This window comes from Nocardiopsis halotolerans DSM 44410 (genome assembly GCF_000341065.1).
Classification (GTDB): domain Bacteria; phylum Actinomycetota; class Actinomycetes; order Streptosporangiales; family Streptosporangiaceae; genus Nocardiopsis; species Nocardiopsis halotolerans.
Genome location: NZ_ANAX01000353.1, coordinates 21,535 through 39,855, shown reverse-complemented (window position 1 = coordinate 39,855; position 18,321 = coordinate 21,535). Strand labels below are relative to the sequence as shown.

At 71.1% G+C, this 18,321-nt stretch carries 15 protein-coding genes; 6 read left to right on the top strand and 9 right to left on the bottom strand.

Annotated features, from left to right (window positions below):
• The 3 genes from D455_RS0126175 to D455_RS0126165 all read right to left on the bottom strand — a co-directional run.
• On the bottom strand, positions 1-722 hold a 722-nt coding region (locus D455_RS0126175; protein WP_017573626.1), incomplete at its 3' end, for an FAD-binding oxidoreductase.
• 238 nt (positions 723-960) lie between these two features.
• Positions 961-2,193: a winged helix-turn-helix domain-containing protein gene (locus D455_RS0126170; RefSeq protein WP_017573625.1), complete on the bottom strand. Its 1,233-nt coding sequence runs from the start codon at positions 2,191-2,193 to the stop codon at positions 961-963.
• A 45-nt stretch (positions 2,194-2,238) separates the two neighbouring features.
• Complete coding sequence (locus tag D455_RS0126165; protein WP_017573624.1) at positions 2,239-4,185, bottom strand: acyl-CoA dehydrogenase family protein; 1,947 nt, start codon at positions 4,183-4,185, stop codon at positions 2,239-2,241.
• Positions 4,186-4,581: 396 nt separating this feature from the next.
• Here D455_RS0126165 and D455_RS0126160 point away from each other — a divergent pair, with 396 nt between their 5' ends.
• The 3 genes from D455_RS0126160 (at position 4,582) to rbsK (ending at position 7,144) form a co-directional block, all read left to right on the top strand.
• On the top strand, positions 4,582-5,352 hold the full coding sequence (locus tag D455_RS0126160) for a DUF1963 domain-containing protein (RefSeq protein WP_017573623.1): 771 nt from the start codon (positions 4,582-4,584) through the stop codon (positions 5,350-5,352).
• Positions 5,353-5,417: 65 nt separating this feature from the next.
• Positions 5,418-6,245, top strand: a complete 828-nt coding sequence (locus D455_RS0126155; protein ID WP_193789465.1) for an exodeoxyribonuclease III — start codon at positions 5,418-5,420, stop codon at positions 6,243-6,245.
• On the top strand, positions 6,242-7,144 hold the full coding sequence (gene rbsK / locus D455_RS0126150; RefSeq protein ID WP_017573621.1) for a ribokinase: 903 nt from the start codon (positions 6,242-6,244) through the stop codon (positions 7,142-7,144). The genes D455_RS0126155 and rbsK overlap by 4 nt, the downstream gene beginning before the upstream one ends.
• 49 nt (positions 7,145-7,193) lie before the next feature.
• Here rbsK and D455_RS0126145 read toward each other — a convergent pair whose 3' ends face one another.
• From D455_RS0126145 to plsX, 3 genes are all read right to left on the bottom strand, one after another.
• A complete protein-coding gene (locus tag D455_RS0126145) occupies positions 7,194-7,802 on the bottom strand; it encodes a YceI family protein (RefSeq protein WP_017573620.1) in 609 nt (202 codons plus the stop codon).
• 329 nt (positions 7,803-8,131) lie between these two features.
• Positions 8,132-9,877 carry an arginine--tRNA ligase gene (argS, locus tag D455_RS0126140; protein WP_026122995.1) on the bottom strand — a complete coding sequence of 582 codons (1,746 nt, stop codon included), beginning with the start codon at positions 9,875-9,877 and terminating at the stop codon, positions 8,132-8,134.
• A gap of 180 nt (positions 9,878-10,057) precedes the next feature.
• Positions 10,058-11,206, bottom strand: a complete 1,149-nt coding sequence (plsX, locus tag D455_RS31720; RefSeq protein WP_051064710.1) for a phosphate acyltransferase PlsX — start codon at positions 11,204-11,206, stop codon at positions 10,058-10,060.
• A 516-nt stretch (positions 11,207-11,722) separates the two neighbouring features.
• Between plsX and D455_RS0126130 the strand changes: the two genes are divergently transcribed.
• The gene (locus tag D455_RS0126130; RefSeq protein WP_017573617.1) at positions 11,723-12,955 is read left to right on the top strand and encodes a KamA family radical SAM protein; all 1,233 of its coding nucleotides are present in this window, start codon (positions 11,723-11,725) and stop codon (positions 12,953-12,955) included.
• 310 nt (positions 12,956-13,265) lie between these two features.
• On the opposite strand, the gene D455_RS0126125 is transcribed toward D455_RS0126130, so the two are convergent.
• Positions 13,266-13,502 carry a DUF397 domain-containing protein gene (locus D455_RS0126125; protein WP_017573616.1) on the bottom strand — a complete coding sequence of 79 codons (237 nt, stop codon included), beginning with the start codon at positions 13,500-13,502 and terminating at the stop codon, positions 13,266-13,268.
• Positions 13,503-13,986: 484 nt separating this feature from the next.
• Positions 13,987-14,895: a helix-turn-helix domain-containing protein gene (locus tag D455_RS0126120; RefSeq protein ID WP_026122994.1), complete on the bottom strand. Its 909-nt coding sequence runs from the start codon at positions 14,893-14,895 to the stop codon at positions 13,987-13,989.
• 290 nt (positions 14,896-15,185) lie between these two features.
• Between D455_RS0126120 and D455_RS0126115 the strand changes: the two genes are divergently transcribed.
• Both D455_RS0126115 and D455_RS0126110 read left to right on the top strand, forming a co-directional pair.
• Positions 15,186-15,734, top strand: a complete 549-nt coding sequence (locus tag D455_RS0126115; RefSeq protein WP_026122993.1) for an ATP-binding protein — start codon at positions 15,186-15,188, stop codon at positions 15,732-15,734.
• A 162-nt stretch (positions 15,735-15,896) separates the two neighbouring features.
• Complete coding sequence (locus D455_RS0126110; protein WP_017573613.1) at positions 15,897-16,265, top strand: STAS domain-containing protein; 369 nt, start codon at positions 15,897-15,899, stop codon at positions 16,263-16,265.
• Positions 16,266-16,403: 138 nt separating this feature from the next.
• Here D455_RS0126110 and glmS read toward each other — a convergent pair whose 3' ends face one another.
• A complete protein-coding gene (gene glmS, locus D455_RS0126105; RefSeq protein ID WP_083922459.1) occupies positions 16,404-18,251 on the bottom strand; it encodes a glutamine--fructose-6-phosphate transaminase (isomerizing) in 1,848 nt (615 codons plus the stop codon).
• Between the last annotated feature and the right edge of the window lie 70 nt (positions 18,252-18,321).

The following is an 18,321-nucleotide window of genomic DNA, read 5'->3' as shown; positions in this document are numbered from 1 at the left end:
TCCATGAGATCCCGCCACAGGCGGGTGACCGCCGGACCCGCCTCGGGCGGGAACAGCAGCAGACCGAAGGAGAACTCCGGGAGCGGGTGGAGCCGCAGGTCCATCCTGGTGGCCACACCGAAGTTGCCGCCGCCTCCGTGCAGTGCCCAGAACAGCTCAGGGTGGTCGTCGGCGGACGCGCGCACCAGGTCGCCCTCCGCGGTCACCATGTCGACGCCGAGCAGGTTGTCGCAGGCCAGACCGAACTTGCGCTCCAGCCAGCCCGAACCGCCGCCGAGGGTGAAACCGCCGACCCCGGTGGTCGAGACCCGGCCGCCGACGGCGGCCAGCCCGAACGGAGCGGTCGCCGCGTCCAGGTCACGCATGAGGGCGCCGCCGGAGACCCGGACGGACATCGTCTCCTCGTCGACGGCCACGGTGTTCATCCGACGCAGGTCGACGACCAGGCCACCGTGGGTCGATCCCATACCGGCGACACTGTGCCCGCCGCCGCGTACGGCGACCTCCAGTTCCTCCTCACGGGCGCACTCGATCGCGCGGCGCACGTCGTCGACGGTCGCGCACTGCGCGATCACTCCGGGCCGCAGGTCGATCATCGAGTTGAAGAGGGTCCGGGCCTCGTCGAAACCGTCGTCCACGGGGGAGAGCACCCGGCCGGAGAAGCCGGACCTCAGGCGGTTCAGCGCGGTGTCGGACACGGGTCGTGCCTTGAGCTGGGTCATGGCTTCCCCCTCGCGCGGTCGGGCGTGTCCCGGAGCCGGTCAGTGCCGGAGACCGCGGTGTCCGCCGGAGCGGAACGCGCCGTGAACATCCCTGTCTGTGCAGGTTAGAGCGGTGACCATGCGGTGATGAACCCGCTTTGGCGAATCGTTGCCGGAAACTGTTCCGGATCTGTGCGGGCCAACCGTGTTCCCGCGCCGGTGCGGCCGCCACGAGGGCGCCGGGGCTCCCAGAAGGCTCTCAGGAGGCGCCCGGGGCCAGCGCCGGGCCGCCGACGCCGTTCGTCAGACCCAGCCACGCGGCCATCTCGGTCAACTGCTCGACCAGTTCGGGCATGGTCTCGGCCGGCGCGCCGTCCTCCAGGGTGATCCGCTGTGCCAGCAGGGTGCGCGAACCGCGGTCCGCCTTGAGGTCCACCCGTGCCACCAGGTCCTCACCCAGCAGGAACGGCAGCACGTAGTAGCCGTGCACGCGCTTGGCGGCGGGCACGTAGATCTCCAGCCGGTAGCGGAACCCGAACAGCTCCTCGGCGCGGTCGCGCGTCCACACCAGTGAGTCGAACGGGCTCAGCAGCGCCCTCGCCCGCACGCCGCGCGGCACCCGGGCGTCCCTGTGCAGGTAGGCGGTGCGGTTCCAGCCGTTCACCCGCACGGGAACCAGCTCACCGGCGTCCACCAGGTCGGCGACGGCCGCCCGGGACTCGGAGTGCTTCAGCCGGAAGTAGTCGCGCAGGCACGCCTCCGTGGCCACCCCGTGGGCGCGTGCGGCGATCGACACCAGCTGCCGGTGCGCCTCCTCCGGCGCCACCTGCGGTGCGGCGTGCACCTCCGGCGGCAGCACCCGTTCGGGCAGGTCGTAGAGCCGCTCGAACTGGGCGTTGCGCCCGTTGGAGGACAGGTCGCCGATCCAGAACAGGTACTCCAGGCACTTCTTGACCTCTGACCAGTTCCAGCCCCAGTGGTTCTTCGCGCGCGGCACGTCGTGCGCCAGTGCCGACTCCACCTCGCGGGAACTGGCCGGGCCGATCCGCACCACCTCCTCGAACACCGCCTTGACCAGCTCGGGCCGCTCCTCGCGGATGCCGTTCATCCACCCCACCCGGGTCTGGGCCCGGTTGCGCTCCATCCGGTAACGCATCAGCTGGCGGGTGGAGGGCGGCACCATGCTGGCCTCGTGCGCCCAGCACTCCACCAGCCTGGCCGCGCCGGACCCGGTCGCGGTGGTGGCGGCCCGGTCCAGCAGGGCGGTGTCGTAGGAACCCATGCGGGCGAAGACCGGCAGGTACTGGCTGCGGGCCAACACGTTCACGCTGTCGATCTGGAGGATCCCCACGCGACGCACCACCCTCGCGAGGTGGGTGAGCGTCGGTTTCCCGGCGGGACGGGGGTCACTGAACCCCTGGGCGGCGAGCGCGATCCTGCGCGCCTGGGCGAGGGAGAGTTCCGCGTCGCGGCGGGGGTGCGGTTCGGCCATCCTGACACCGTAGCCCCCGCCTCCGACAGTCCGTCGCCCGCCAGGTCAGCCCATGCGGCGGTGCTGGTTCTCCTCCTCCGACGGTCCCGCGACGACCGGTGCGATCAGCGGCCCGGGCAGGGAGGGGTCGACGACGCCCTCCTCCAGCCAGGTGTACGCGTCGTCCATCAGGCGCCGGGACAGCCTGCCGTCCACGTCGTCGGTGTTGGACCACAGGCCCTCGAAGAGGGCGTCGATCCGCAGCCGGGACTGGCGGCAGAACACGTCGGCCAGTTCGAGGGGGCCGTTGCCGCGCTCGGGGTGGGTGTCGGCGTCGTCGTGGGCGCGCACGACCACCGCGCTCATCGCGAACAGCTCCGCGCCGATGTCCACGATCCGGGCGAGGAAGCCCTGCTTGACCTCCATGCGGCCCTGCCAGCGCGACATCCCGTAGAACGTGGACCGGGCGAGTCTGCGGCAGGCGCGCTCCACGTACCGCAGGTGCGCGGCGAGCGGGCCGAACTCCGTGAACGCCGACGGCGTCTGCCCCCGGCCCACGGCCAGGGTGGGCAGCCACCTGGCGTAGAACCCGCTGGCCCTGGCGAAGGCCCTGGCCCGGTCGGCGCGGTCGGCCTCCGGGTCGATGATGTCCCCGGCCACCGACAGGTGCGCGTCCACCGCCTCACGGGCGATGAGCAGGTGCATGATCTCCGTCGACCCCTCGAAGATCCGGTTGATGCGCAGGTCGCGCAGCATCTGCTCGGCGGGGATACCGCGCTCGCCGCGCGCGGCCAGGGACCCGGCCGTCTCGAAGCCGCGCCCGCCGCGGATCTGCACGAGCTCGTCGGCGATGGTGTAGGCGTGCTCGGACGCCCACAGTTTGGCGATGGCCGCCTCGATGCGGATGTCGTTGCGCTTGTCGTCGGCCATCTGACTGGCCAGGTCGAGCATGGCCTCCATGGCGTAGGCGGTGGCGGCGATGTAGGAGATCTTCTTGGCCACCTCCTCGTGCCGGCCGACGGGACGGCCCCACTGGACGCGCTCGCGCGACCACTCGCGCGCGATCCTGGTGGCCCACTTGCCCGCTCCCACGCACATGGCGGGCAGGGAGAGCCGACCGGTGTTGAGCGTGGACAGCGCGATCCGGAGCCCCTGTCCCTCCTTCCCGATCCGGTTCTCCGCGGGCACACGCACCTGGTGCAGCCGGGTGACGCCGTTCTCCAGGCCGCGCAGTCCCATGAACCGGTTGCGCCGTTCCACGGTGATGCCGGGGGAGTCGCCCTCGACGACGAACGCGGTGATACCGCCCCGGTGGCCCGGGCCCTCGGGTACCCGGGCCATGACCACGAGCAGGTCGGCGACCACGCCGTTGGTGGTCCACAGCTTCACACCGTCCAACAGGTACGCGTCACCGTCCTCCGTGGGCGTGGCGGTGGCGTGCAGGCGCGCCGGGTCGCTGCCCACGTCGGGCTCGGTGAGCAGGAACGCGCTGATGTCCCCGCGTGCGCAGCGGGGAAGGAACCGTCTCTTCTGCTCCTCGGTGCCGAACATGGAGACGGGTTGCGGAACACCGATGGACTGGTGGGCGGAGAGCAGGGCGCCGATCGCCGGGGACGCCGAACCGACCAGGGTCAGGGCGCGGTTGTAGTGGACCTGGCTGAGTCCCAGACCGCCGTACTCGCCGGGGATCTTCATGCCGAGCGCGCCCAGTTCGCGCAGGCCCCGGATGACCTCGTCGGGGATGCGTTCCTCGCGTTCGATCCGCTGGGCGTCGATGCCCTCGCAGAACTCGCGCAGGGTGTCGAGGAAGGCCTCGCCCCGGTGCCGCGTCTCCTCGTCCGGCTTGGTCAGGGGGTGGATGAGGTCCAGACGGAACCGTCCCAGGTACAGCTCCTTGGCGAAGCTGGGCTGGTGCCATGCGCTCTCGCGGGCCTGTTCGGCCACGGCACGGGCCTGCCGCTCGTCGACCTCGGGGCCGTCGGTGGTGTTGGAGTCGGATTCGACCGTTGACATGAGCGCTCCTCGCCGAGGGGCCGTTCCCTGTGTTCTGAATCACAGCACTACCCGCCGGTACCGCCCCTACGCGTGGCCGTTGGCCGCTCGGTGGGCGGAGGGCGGGCAGAAACCTTTGACCCAATGCGAACCTCCTGGGGCGGTGGGACGTCCAACAGGGCGCGACGGGAACCAACCGAGTATGTGCTGGGAGTCGCGGGCCCCGGTGCGGAGGACGGCCGCACCGGGGCCATGGCCGCCGTCGCGCCCCACGCCCCCGAGGTGCGGGGCGCGCGGACGGCTCCCTCTTCTGGTTCTCCCCCGCGCGAGCACCCCGTTCCCGTTGTCCACAGGCCCGTTTCCTCGTCCCCCGTTTCGTGCCCGCCCCTGTGGCGGGACGCCCCCCGGTGCGACAGCATGTCCGCCATGGACAGTTTCGAGGAGTACCGTGACTCGGCCCGCCGGAGCGGCGTACCGGAGCACGCCATCGACACGGCCCTGCGCCTGGCCCGCCCCCAGATCGGGCTGGGCCCGACGGACGAGGGCGGCGGGATCCTCGCCGGGCGGTACGGCGGCCTTCCCGCCCTTCCCCCGGACGTCGCCTGGAACGGCTTTCCGGACTTCGTCGCCTCCGTGGACTGCGCGGCCCTGCCGCGGGACGTGCTCGACTTCCCGCTGCCGAGGGACGGGCAGCTGCTGTTCTTCGCCAACGGACGCGACGTCGAGGGTTCCGCGGGCGACGCCGCCGTGGTCCACGTCCCCGCGGGGGCCGCCGCGGCCGAACGGACCCCCGAGGAGGGCACCCCCCACACGGATCCGTACCCCCTCTACGCCAGGTCGGCCTGGAGCATGCCAACGAGTGCCGACGGCGCCGTCGTCGCGGACGGGGAGACGAAGCGGGTCTACCGGGAGCACCGGTTGCAGGAGCACGACCGAGCGGAGCACGTGCGCCGGGCCGACCTGCTCCTTGGCGGGTACGCCTACTCGCCGCAGGACCCTCCCTTCGTCCAGACCCCGGCGGACCACGAGCGGGACGGAGGGGAGTACGTGCTGCTGGCCCAGGCGGACTACGAGCTGTTCGGCGCCCCCGGCTGGACCGGGTACGCGGTGTGGGTCATGTACCGCCACGACCTGGAGGCGATGGACTTCACGAAGGCGATGGGCGGGGTGCTGGCCTCCCACCCCTGACGGACGCGCGGGACCGGTTCCCCGGCGGGGCCGGTCCCGTCACCGTGATGGCCTAGCCTTCTGCTGTGCGTATCGCGACATGGAATGTGAACAGTGCCCGTGCCAGGGCCGAGCGGATCGGCGCCTGGCTGGACCGGAGTGACGTCGACGTCCTCGCCATCCAGGAGACCAAGGCCCGCGACGACCAGTTCCCCGCCTCCGTCCTCACCGACCGCGGCTACGAGGTGGCCCACCACGGCCTGTCCCAGTGGAACGGGGTCGCGATCGCCTCCCGCGTCGGTCTGGAGGACGTGCGGATCGGCTTCCCCGGCCAGCCCGGCTACGGCGACCCCGAGGAGGCCGAGGCCCGTGCCATCGGCGCCACCTGCGGGGGCGTGCAGGTGTGGAGCCTGTACGTGCCCAACGGCCGCGAGGTCGACCACCCCCACTACGCCTACAAACTCCGCTGGCTGGAGGCGCTGCGCGAGGCGGGCACCGCCAGTCTGGCCGCCGACCCCGACGCCCAGATCGCCTACGTCGGCGACTTCAACATCGCCCCCAGGGACGAGGACGTCTGGGACATGGCCGCGTTCGAGGGCAGCACCCACGTCACCGAGCCCGAGCGCGTCGCCTTCGACAAGCTGGTCGGTGCCGGGTTCGACGACGTCGCGCGCGTCCACACCCCCGGTCCCGGCGTGTACACCTACTGGGACTACAAGGGGCTGGCCTTCCCCAAGCGCAAGGGCATGCGCATCGACTTCGTGCTCGCCTCCCCGGCCCTGCGGGACCGTGTGAGCGGGGCGAGCATCGACCGTGAGGAGCGCAAGGGCAAGGGCGCCTCCGACCACGCCCCGGTCATCGTGGGCCTGGACGGCGACGACGGCGCGTCCGCGCCCAAGAGGGAGGACGCGTGAGTGCCGCGCCGCGTGTCGCGGTCTTCGGCAGCGTGAACATGGACCTGGTCGCCTACGTCGACCAGGTGCCCGCCAGCGGCGAGACGGTCACCGGTAGCGCCTTCCGCCAGGTACCCGGCGGCAAGGGCGCCAACCAGGCGGTCGCGGCGGCCCGGGCCGGGGCCGACGTGGCCTTCCTCGGCGCGGTGGGCGAGGACTCCTTCGGCGAAGAACTGCGCGCCAACCTCGTCGACGGCGGGATCGACGTCTCGGGGCTGCGCACCGTGCCGGGGGTGTCGGGCGTGGCACACATCGTCGTGGACGGCCGCGGCGGCAACTCGATCATCGTCGTCCCGGGGGCCAACGGCGAGGTCGCCGGGACGGTCGAGGGGGACGCCGCGGTCATCGGGGAAGGCGACGCCCTGCTGCTCCAGCTCGAACTGCCCATGGAGGCGGTGGTCTCCGCCGCGCGTACCGGTCGTGAACTGGGTGTTCCGGTCTACCTGACCCCGGCCCCCGCACGCGACCTGCCCGCCGAACTCCTGGAGTCGGTGGACGTCCTGGTGCCCAACCAGCACGAGGCCGCCGCGATCACCGGCCGCACGGAGCCGCGTGAGGCGTTGGCGGCGCTGCTGGAACTGGTCCCGGAGGTGCTGCTGACCCTGGGGGAGGACGGTTCGCTCCACGGCCGTCGCGGCGCCGGGACGACGCACGTTCCCGCGTACCGGGTGAGGCCGGTGGACACCACGGCGGCGGGTGACACCTTCTGTGGTTCGTTCGCGGTCGCCCGTGCGGAGGGGCGCACACCCGAGGAGGCGATGCGCTTCGCCGCCGCGGCGGCGGCGCTCTCGGTCCAGCGGCACGGAGCCAGCTCGTCGATGGCCACGCGCGACGAGGTCGAGGCGCTGCTGGGCGGCTGAGCCCCCGCGGGTTCCCTCCGCGGTCCCCGGACGTCCGGGGACACGCTCCCTACGGAATGTGCCCGATCTGCCTGAGGAAGGGGGCCGGGTCCTGGTCCTGGAGGCGCACCTCCAGCACGATGTCGACCGTGTCGCCGACCATCCGGCCTCCCCAGGGCAGTGGTCCGCCGTCGCCCACGCCGAAGTCCGAGAGCCTGATCTGGGTGGTGGCGGAGAAGAAGTGGCCGTAGGTGTCCTCGGGGGACGCGTAGTCGGGCGCCTCGCCCACCCACTGGCCGTCGAGGACGGTGGGCACGGTCGTGCCGTGGATGGTCAGGTCGCCGTACAGGCGGAAGGAGTGCCGCCCGCGCGTGCTCGGCTCCATTCCGGTGGACACGAAGTGGAGTTCGGGGTGGTGGTCCACGTCCAGGAAGTCGGCGGAGCGCAGGTGCGCGTCGCGCGCGCCCACGCCGGTGTTGACGCTCGCGGCGTCGAGCACGACCTCCACCGCGGAGTCGGTGGGGTCCTCCGACACGGCGACACGGCCCCAGGCCTGTCCGAACGTCCCCTGGACCCGGCCGAAACGCAGGTAGTGGGCGACGAAGATGAGACTGGAGTGGAGGGGGTCGAGGTACCAGGTGCCTGGGCCGGGACCGACCTCCCTGGGGGCGGTTGCCATAACCGATTTCTCCCTTTTGTCTGCTCTGTGGCTTTTGTCCACATACCCTAGGTCTGACGTTCCTCCGGAAGTCGAAGTTCCGGTGCGGTGGGGCGCGAGATCTTCGACTCGGTTGCCGGAGAACGCACGGAAAGCCCCCCTGGCATGGTGTTTCGTTCCTGTGTGAGATCTCTCGGACGGTTCGCGGCGGCCGGAACCGGTCAGCCGCGGGTCCTCCGTCGAACACTCCGTGAACAGACCCGCGCACGCACGGAGAGCGGCCGGAACACGAAAGGAGGCCGGGGCGGCACCGCCCCGGCCTCCCGGATGTGGACGCGTGTCCACCGTCGCTACATGTGTTCGGGAGCCTCCACGCCCAGCAGGTCCAGCCCCTGGACCAGGACCCGGAACGCCACCGCGACCAGCGCCAGGCGCGACTCGCGCTCGGCCTCGGTCTCGGCGTTCAGCACGGGGCAGTGCTCGTAGAAGGCCGTCAGGGCCTGTGCCAGGTCGAACAGGTACGTGGACAGGCGGTGCGGCTGGAGCATCTCGCCGACCTGCGCCACCACGCCGCCGAACTCCAGGAGCTTGAGCGCCAGGTCGCGCTCGGAGCCCTCGGAGACGTTGATGTCGCCCCGGGCCTGCGACAGCTCCAGTCCGCCCTTGCGGAAGATGGACCGGATCCGGGCCTGGGCGTACTGGAGATACGGGCCGGTGTTGCCGGTCAGGGCCAGCATCCGGTCGAAGTCGAACGTGTACTCGGTGTCGTGCGCCACCGACAGGTCGGCGTACTTGACCGCGCCGATACCCACCTGGCGGGCGATCTCGGCCTGCTCCTCGGCGTCCAGGTCGGGGCGGTTCTGCGCGACGACCGCCGTGGCCCGCTCGACCGCCTCGTCCAGCAGCGCCATGAGGCGCACCGGGGCGCCGCTGCGCGTACGCAGGATCTTGCCGTCGCCGCCCAGCACGTTGCCGATCTGCACGTGGACGGTCTCGACGCCGTCCGGCAGCCACCCCGCCTCGCGGGCGGCGGCCCACACCATCTTGAAGTGCATGGCCTGCGGGGCGCCGACCACGTACAGGATGCGGTCGGCCTTGAGGTCCTCCACGCGGTGGCGGACGGTGGCCAGGTCGGTGGTGGCGTAGCCGTAACCGCCGTCGCTCTTGCGCACGATCAGGGGGACGGGCCTGCCCTCGCGGCCGGTGAAGCCCTCCAGGAAGACGCACAGCGCGCCGTCGCTGACCTCGGCGATGCCCTTGGCCTCCAGCTCGTCGCAGACGTCGGCGAGCATGGCGTTGTAGGTGCTCTCCCCGGCGAGGTCGTCGTCGGTGAGGGTCACGCCGAGCTTGGCGTACACCTTGTTGAAGTAGACCTTCGAGAGGCTGACGAGCCTGCGCCACAGGCGCAGCGTCTCCTCGTCACCGCTCTGGAGGGAGACCACGCGGCCGCGTGCGCGCGCGGCGAACTCGTCCTGACCGGCGCCCGACGCGTCGAACTTGGTGCGGGCCGCCTGGTAGAAGGCGTTGGGGTCGGTCTTGAGCAGGTCCGCCTCGGGGGAGTCCTCGCCCACCTCCAGCAGGTGCTCGATGAGCATGCCGAAGGGGGTGCCCCAGTCACCGATGTGGTTCTGGCGGATGACGTTGTGCCCCAGGAACTCCAGGGTGCGCGCGAGCGCGTCGCCGACCACGGTGGTGCGCAGGTGCCCGACGTGCATCTCCTTGGCCACGTTGGGCGCGGAGTAGTCCAGCGGGATGTTCTGGCGCTCCGGCTCGGGAACGCCCAGGCGCGGGTCGTCCAGGAGCTGGCGGGTCCGCTCGGCGATCCAGTCCTCGCGCAGCGTCAGGTTGATGAAGCCCGGACCGCTGACCTCGACGTCGCGGCAGACGTCGGCCACGTCCAGGTGCTCCATGATCGCCGCGGACACCTCGCGCGGCTTTCGGCCCAGTCGCTTGGCGAGCGCGAGCGCGGCGTTCGCCTGGTAGTCGGCGAACTGGGACGGACGGATGACGGGGTCGGTGTCGGCGAACTCGGGGCCGAAGGCGGCGCCGAGGGCGGACTGGACCCGTCGCGAGAGTACTTCCTGCGGGTCGGCCATGCCCTCCAGCGTACCGATCGGGGCCCCCTCCCCGACCCGTGCGGCGGCGGGGTGGTCGTCCACGGGCGGAGGAGGGGGCCGGTGGTCGTGGGCCGGCCGAAGGCAACCTGGATACGAGGGGCCCAGGAGCCGCGCGCTTCGCGCCGCCCGCGTACCGGCGCTCCCCGGCCGCGTGGCGCCTCAGTCCTCCGTCTGCTCGCCGCCTCCCCCGCTCGCGCCGTTCCCGCCGCCCCGCTGGCCCGGGCCCTCGGACTGGGCCAGCCGGTGCAGCCAGCTCGGCGGACGGGTGCTCACCCGGCGCCGGATCTGCTCCCCGATACGACCGCCCGCCAGGTCGTGCGCCAGCTGGCAGGCGCGGGCCACACCCCTCGCCCGGCTGTCGCCGTGCGCGATCACCACGCTCCCGTTCAGGCCCAGCAGCGCGGCACCGCCGTAGGTCTCGCTGTCCAGACGTTCGCGCAGGCCCCGCAGGGCCCTGCGCTGGAGCAGCGTCCCCGCCTTGGCCGCGGCTGAGGAGGTGAGGGCCGCGTGGAAGGCCTCCATCGCGAACGCCGCCGTGCCCTCCACCGACTTCAGCGCCACGTTGCCGGTGTGCCCGTCGGTCACCACCACGTCCACCTTGCGCGCCAGCAGGTCGTGGCCCTCGATGTTGCCCCGGAAGTCCATCGTCTGCGAGTCCTCGGCCGTGGCCGCCAGCAGCTCCGTCGCCCTGCGTACGAGCTTGTTGCCCTTGCCCGGCTCCGAGCCGATGGTGAGGACCCCCACCCGCGGCCTGCGTACGCCGAACGCCGTCTGCGCGTACGCGCAGCCCAGGTGCGCGAACTGCACCAGCATCTCCGGCTTGGCGTCGGCGTTGGCCCCGGCGTCCACCATGATCGTCGGCGTCTCCCCGGTCGGCAGGGTCACCGCCAGCGCCGGGCGCAGCACCCCCGGCTGGGTGCGCAGCCGCACCGTGGAGGTGGCCACGATCCCGCCCGTGGACCCGGCCGAGACGAGGGCGTCGGCGTCGCCGCGGCGGATCAGGCGGCAGGCGACGGCGGCGCTGGAGCGGGGCCGCCGCCAGCTCGCCAGGGCGCCCTCGTGCATGGCCAGTTCGTCCTCGGCGTGCACCACGGGGATCTCGCGCAGCGCGCCCTCCTCCGCGAGCAGCGCGGCGATCTCGGTCCGCCGCCCCACGAGCGCCACCCGGAGGCCGAGCTCGCGGACGGCGAGCACCGCGCCCCGCACGGCCTCGGCGGGCGCGTGGTCCCCGCCCATCGCGTCCACGGCGATGACCGGAGGGGACGTGCGCCGCACGACGGGCGCCTCCGCGTCGGATGTACCAGTCAACTCTTCCCTCACGGGTGTGGTGGGCGGTCTCACGTTCCGCGTTCCGCACGAGCGGATCCGACGTGCGGCGGACACACCCCACCTGGAGCGACGCGGGAGGTGCGGTGACACGGTACCGGGTCGCGCCGAGGCGACGCGGTCGGGCGCGTTCGTGTACTCGTGCGAGGATACTTCCCGTATGTCCAGGTCAGGCCTGGACTTCCCTCATGATGGATAAAAGCCCTCAAACGGGGTATACCCGCTCGCTGGTCTGGGGTCTCATCACACTCCGGGCACACGCGACAACCACATCGAACCCCTTCTGGCGGTCCGCCGGTGACCCCGTACACCGGAACCGTCGGATCAGGGCTGCCTGATTCAACCCACAGGGCGGCCCTGTCCACCCGCAGAGAGGAGAGGCGTGAGCGTTACGCCAGACGCGGCACAGTCCCCGTCCGCCGGACGTCGGTTTCGTGCCTACACGACGAAACACCTTGACGAGCTCACCGCGCGAGCCGGTNGCTCGCGGTTCAGGCGGTGGCCACGGTGCTGCCGTTCCGGGTCAACAGCTACGTCGTCGACGAGCTGATCGACTGGGACGCCGCTCCCGACGATCCGATCTACCGCCTGGTCTTCCCGCAGGCGGACATGCTGCCCTCGGACGACGTGTCCAGGATGGCCGACCTGTTGCGCTCTGGCACCTCGCGCAAGGAGCTGAACGAGGCCGCCAACCAGATCCGCGCACGCCTGAACCCGCACCCCGCGGGTCAGATGGACCTCAACGTGCCCAAGACGGGCAGCGAGGAGCCCATCCCCGGTGTCCAGCACAAGTACAAGGAGACCGTGCTGTTCTTCCCCAAGCAGGGGCAGACCTGTCACGCGTACTGCACGTACTGCTTCCGCTGGGCCCAGTTCGTCGGTGACGCGGACCTGAAGTTCGCCTCCAGCGAGATCGACCAGCTCGTCGAGTACGTCCGCTCGCACCCCGAGGTCACCAGTGTCCTGTTCACCGGTGGCGACCCGATGATCATGGGCGAGGGGGTGATCTCCAAGTACATCGAACCGCTGCTGGAGATCGAGCACCTGGAGGCCATCCGCATCGGTACGAAGGCGCTGGCCTACTGGCCGCAGCGCTTCGTCACCGACCCGGACGCCGACGACACCCTCCGTCTGTTCGAGAAGGTCGTGGCCTCGGGCAAGAACCTCGCGTTCATGGCCCACTTCTCCCACCCGAACGAGATGAAGCCCGAGCTCGTGCAGGAGGCGGTCCGCCGCATCCGTTCGACCGGCGCCGTCATCCGTACGCAGGCGCCGCTGATCCGCACGATCAACGACGACCCGGCCGTGTGGGAGAGCATGTGGCGCACCCACCTGCGCCACGGCATGGTTCCGTACTACATGTTCGTCGAGCGCGACACGGGTCCGCAGGACTACTTCGCGGTGCCGCTCGCGGAGGCCTACGACATCTTCCGGAACGCCTACAAGAGCGTCTCCGGGCTGGCCCGCACGGTGCGCGGCCCGTCGATGTCGGCGACCCCGGGCAAGGTCTGCGTGGACGGCGTCACGGAGGTGGCGGGCGAGAAGGTCTTCGTCCTGCACTTCATCCAGGCGCGCGATCCCGATCTGGTCGGCAGGCCCTTCTTCGCCCAGTACGACGAGAAGGCCGCGTGGCTGTTCGACCTCAAGCCCGCCCTGGGCGCCACCCACTTCCCGTGGGAGGAGGCGCCGGCCATCGGTGCCGGCGGACTGGTCGACCCCACCCGCCTGTAACGGCCACGGGTCCCCGGACCCCGGCCACCCCGGTCGCGCGTCCGTGCGGACGGCGTCCCGTCCCAGGGGAATTGGAGCGTCCCTGGGGCGGGGCCGTGTCCGTGTGGCGCGCGGCCCGCACACAACGGAGCCCGGCACCGAGGTGCCGGGCTCCGTCGCTGTCCGCGCCGTGGACGGAAGAGGTCGCCGGACGGTTCGGGTCGGTCGCGGCGACCATCGGCGCGGACCTTCTCCGGGCTGGTCCGTGGGTGGGGGCTCCGGGCCCGGTCCGGAGGGCGGGCGGGGGCTCCGCCCGCCCGGGGAGGGGCGTTCAGCTCAGGAGCGCGTCGAAGTCGCCGGTCTTGGCGCCGCGCACGAAGGCGTCGATCTCGGCGGGGGTGTAGACGAGCGCCGGTCCCTGCGGGTCACGCGAGTTGCGCACGGCGATGTCCCCGTCCGGAAGGGTGGCGACCTCCACACAGTTCCCGTCCGGGTTGCTCCAGCTGCTCTTGGTCCAGACGACCTTCGGCAGGCGGCTCGCGGGAACGCCGTTGTAGATCGGATACATCTAACCTCCTGGAACTTCGGGGGGACTCGTGAGCGGGTGTGTCCACACGCGGCGGTCCAGCCCGCCGCGCCCGTCGTGTCGAACCACCGGGCCCGCCGACGGGAGTGGACTCCGGACATGGGTGGTCCTGTCCCCCGTTGGGATGTTTCGTCCCCGGTGCGAGCCAAAGCGTAGCCCATGCACGTGCATCCGTACTTACGGCGGTAAGTACTTATGCAAGAACTTGGGGTGATGCGGTGACGGAACCGCACGTCACGCCTAACGCGACGGGAGACCGCACGGTTCGGTTCCGGGGGATCGTTCCCGTGTCGTGTCCGAAGGCGGCCAGGAGCGTAACGGAATCGTGTTCGAAAAGTGAACGCCCGGGCGCTGAGAGCGACCAGGCGCGGCACGGGTTCGGCGGGGGAGGGGGAGGAGGGGCGGTCCCGAGGCGGGAACCCCGTTCAGGGGCTCGGGAACCGGCGGGCGGGGACGGGAGCGGGGATCAGGAGTAGCGCTCCAGGAAGCCGCGGAGGATCTCCTCCGTGGCGTCGGGCGGCGGGGCCTGGGTGGCGAGGTGGTCCATCGTCTGCGCGTAGCGGTGGGTGTCGTCGTACTTGTCGAAGTACAGCGCGCTGCTCAGCTGCTCCAGGTAGACCACGTCGGGCAGCTGCGGGGTGGGGAAGCGCAGGATGCTGAACGGGCCGCCCGCGGCGGGGTGGCCGCCCATCGCGAAGGTGGCGATCTGGATGGTGACGTTGGGGCGGCGGCCCATCTCGATGAGGTGCTCGATCTGTCCGCGCATCACCTCGGGGGCGCCGTAGGGGCGGTGCAGTACGGCCTCGTCGATGACCGCCCACAGGCGGGGCGCCTCCGGTTCGACGAATCTGCGCTGGCGGTACATGCGCATCCGCACCCGGCTGTCGACGTCCTCGTCGGACGTGGCGTTCCGGGACAGGCGGATGACCGAGCGGGCGTAGTCCTCGCTCTGGAGCAGCCCGGGGACGAACTGGACCTCGAAGGTGCGGATGACCGACGCGGCCTCCTCCAGCCCCACGTAGACGCCGAACCAGTTCGGCAGCACGTCGCCGTACTTGTGCCACCAGCCCTGGGCGTTGGCGCTGGAGATCAGGCCGAGGAGGGCCTCGCGCTGGTCGGTGTCGTCCACGCCGTAGAGCTTGAGCAGGTCGTCCACGTCACGGCGCTTGAAACTGACCTGGCCGAGTTCCATGCGGCTGATCTTGGCGTGGGAGGCGCGGATGGCGTATCCGGCGTCGTGCCGGGAAATCCCCTGCTCCTGCCGCAACCGTCGCAGCTGGGTTCCCAGGAGAATGCGCAGCACGGTGGGGCCACCGCTGGAATTGGCGAGGAAATCCTGGGTGACCTGGAGATTCTGTGCTTGATCGGCGACCACATCGCCTCCTGTGTAGCGGCTTTGGCGCGGGCGACCGCTCAGTATACCCAGGGGGTTCGGTTACGGACAGGGGCGCGTAGAGATTGGATCATGGCCTATGGGTCCCTTACGTGCAGGGTGTAAACACGGATACCCGTCTGTGAATTCTTGGCAAGGGATCTACCAATAAGACTGCTTCGTCCTATAGTCTTGTGCGGACGTTGATCTGCACGTGCATCTGTGTCTTACAGATGTAAGCCACGATGGCCCCGCGGACCGGGTCACCCGACATCACACTCGTGAGGACCGTGATGAACGCAGAGCTGGTGTCCTCGGAGACCGACTCCGAGGCCTCCTGGAGCCGCCCCCACCTCGCCGAGGCGTCCGACGCCCTCCTGGGCGGCTGGTGGAACGACGCCCTGAGCCGCCTCGCGGTCGGGGACAGCGTGCGAACGCCGAAGGCCGCGGCCGGGGCGTTCGGGGCCGTCCCGGAGTCGGTCCGCCGGGCGCGCGGGTTCGTCACCGGGATCCTGGAGGGATGGGAGCTGTCGGACCTGGTGGAGGACGTCCGTCTGGTCGTCTCCGAGCTCGTGGGCAACGCCTGCCGTCACGCCCTTCCCGAGGGCGGTGTGGGACGGGGCCGCGTCCTGGTCCAGCTGCGCCACCTCGGTGAGCGGGGCGGTGTGGCGTGCATGGTCGCCGACCCCAGCGAGAAGGCCCCGGTCAGGGTGGACGCCCACCACTTCGCCGAGTCGGGCCGGGGACTGGGGCTCGTCTCCGCGTTCAGCCGCGAATGGGGATGGAGGCCGGTCGAGGGCCGGGGAAAGATCGTGTGGGCGGTGTGCGGCGGTGAGGACTGACCCGCGCCCCCGACGTGTTCGGTGACGAGCGTCCCAGGACTCCCAGGGCTGTGGACGGCATCGGATGCGGCGCCCGGGACGAGTAGGCTGTCAACGCATGTCGGTATTTGACCGATCGCGTCCTGACCGAGAGTTTCCTACACCCCATCCCGGGAGCGAGGCGTGGCCGTGCTGGACACGGAACAGGGCCAGTTCGTCTGTGACGGGACCACCGTCGTCGGACTGGACGGCGAGATCGACATCGCCACCGCCGAGGGGGCGTTCGCCCGGATCTCGGCAGCGGCGGCGGACAGCTGTGTGGTCGTCGACCTGTCCGCGGTGGAGTTCATCGACGCCTCCGGTGTCAACGCCCTCGTCCGCGCCCTGCACGCCGCCACGAAGGCCGGGCACCACCTGCTCCTGGCCCGTCCCTCGCGCCAGTTGACCCGCATACTCGACGTCCTGGCGCTGACCGGGCTCCTGAGGACCCATCCCGACGTCGCCGCGGCCCTCACCGCCCACGGCGGGGGAGACGACGGAGTCCCGGGCTGACCGGGCACGGTGACCCGGCACGGGGCGCCGCACCAGGGCATCCGCGCGGGGGCGCCGCACGCCGCCCGTCCGGACACGACGGGGGACGCGCCCGGCGCCGCGCGCCGGACACGCCCCCCAGGGTCCTCCACCCGTCTCCTACTCGACCGTGACGCTCTTGGCCAGGTTGCGCGGCTGGTCCACGTCGTTGCCCTTGGCCAGGGCCAGTTCGCACGCGAACACCTGCGTCGGGATCGTGGACACGATCGGCTGGAGCAGGGTCGGCACCGCCGGGATCTGGATGAGTACGTCCGCGTACGGGCGCACCGACTCGTCGCCCTCCTCGGCGATCACGATGGTGCGGGCGCCGCGGGCACGCACCTCCTGGATGTTCGACACGATCTTGTCGTGCAGCACGCTGCGTCCCCTGGGCGAGGGCACCACCACGACGACCGGCAGGCCGTCCTCGATCAGCGCGATCGGGCCGTGCTTGAGCTCACCGGCGGCGAACGCCTCGGCGTGCATGTACGCCAGCTCCTTGAGCTTGAGCGCGCCCTCCATGGCCACCGGGTAGCCCACGTGGCGGCCCAGGAACAGCACCGTGTCGGCGTCGGCCAGGGAGCGGGCCAGCTCGCGGACCGGCTCCACGGTGTCCAGGACCCGCTCGACCTGGTCGGGCATGGTGGCCAGCTGGGCGATCACGGCGTTGATCTCGTCGCCGAACTTCTGCCCCCGCACCTGGGCCAGGTACAGGCCGACCAGGTAGCAGGCGGCCAGCTGGGTGAGGAAGGTCTTGGTGGCGGCGACGCCGACCTCCGGGCCCGCGTGCGTGTACAGCACGCCGTCGGACTCGCGCGGGATGGTCGACCCGTTGACGTTGCAGATGGCCAGCACCCGGGCGCGCTGCTCGCGGGCGTAGCGGACCGCCATCAGGGTGTCCATGCTCTCGCCGGACTGGGAGATGGCGATGACCAGGGTCTGCTGGTCCAGGATCGGGTCGCGGTAGCGGAACTCGCTGGCCACCTCGACCTCGCACGGGATGCGGCACCAGTGCTCTATGGCGTACTTGGCGATCAGGCCCGCGTGGTAGGAGGTGCCGCAGGCGATGATGACGATCTTCTCGACGGAGCGCAGCTCCTCGGGGGACAGGCGCATCTCGTCCAGGGTGAGCTGGCCGTCGACCGAGACGCGGCCCAGGAGGGTGTCGGCCACCGCGCGCGGCTGCTCGACGATCTCCTTGAGCATGAAGTAGTCGTAGCCGCCCTTCTCGGCGGCGGAGGCGTCCCAGTCCACGTGGTACTCGCGGACGTCGACGGGGTCGCCGTCGTAGTCGGTGACGGTCACCGAGTCCGCGCGCAGCTCCACCACCTGGTCCTGGCCCAGCTCGACCGCCTCACGGGTGTGGGCGATGAACGCGGCGACGTCGCTGGCCAGGAAGTTCTCGCCCTCGCCTCGGCCGACGACCAACGGCGAGTTGCGGCGGGCGGCCACGACCAGCCCGGGGTCGTCCACCGAGGTCGCCACGAGGGTGAACGCGCCCTCCAGGCGCCTGCACACCGCCCGCATGGCGGAGGCGAGCCCGTCGTGCCTGGCCAGCTCGGTCCTGAGCAGGTGCGCGGCCACCTCCGTGTCGGTCTCGGAGGCGAACTTGCAGCCCTGCTCCTCCAGCTCCAGGCGGAGCGCCGCGAAGTTCTCGATGATGCCGTTGTGGACGACGGCGACACGGTTGTCGTTGTCCACGTGGGGGTGGGCGTTGACGTCGTTCGGAGCGCCGTGGGTGGCCCAGCGCGTGTGTCCGATACCGGCGCCGTCACCGCTGATCGGCTGCTCCTCCAGCGCCTGACGCAGGTTCGCGAGCTTGCCCGCGCGCTTCTCGGTGCGCAGGGCGCCGTCGCCCAGGACAGCCACACCCGCGGAGTCATATCCGCGGTACTCCAACCTTGCGAGGCCGTCCACGACGACCTCAAGCGCCGGTTGCGGCCCGACGTAGCCAACGATTCCGCACATGGCCGCCAGCGTAAGCGAAGAAACGGTCTGAATCGACCAACCAGGTGCCCATACCACTGGTCGTTTTCGC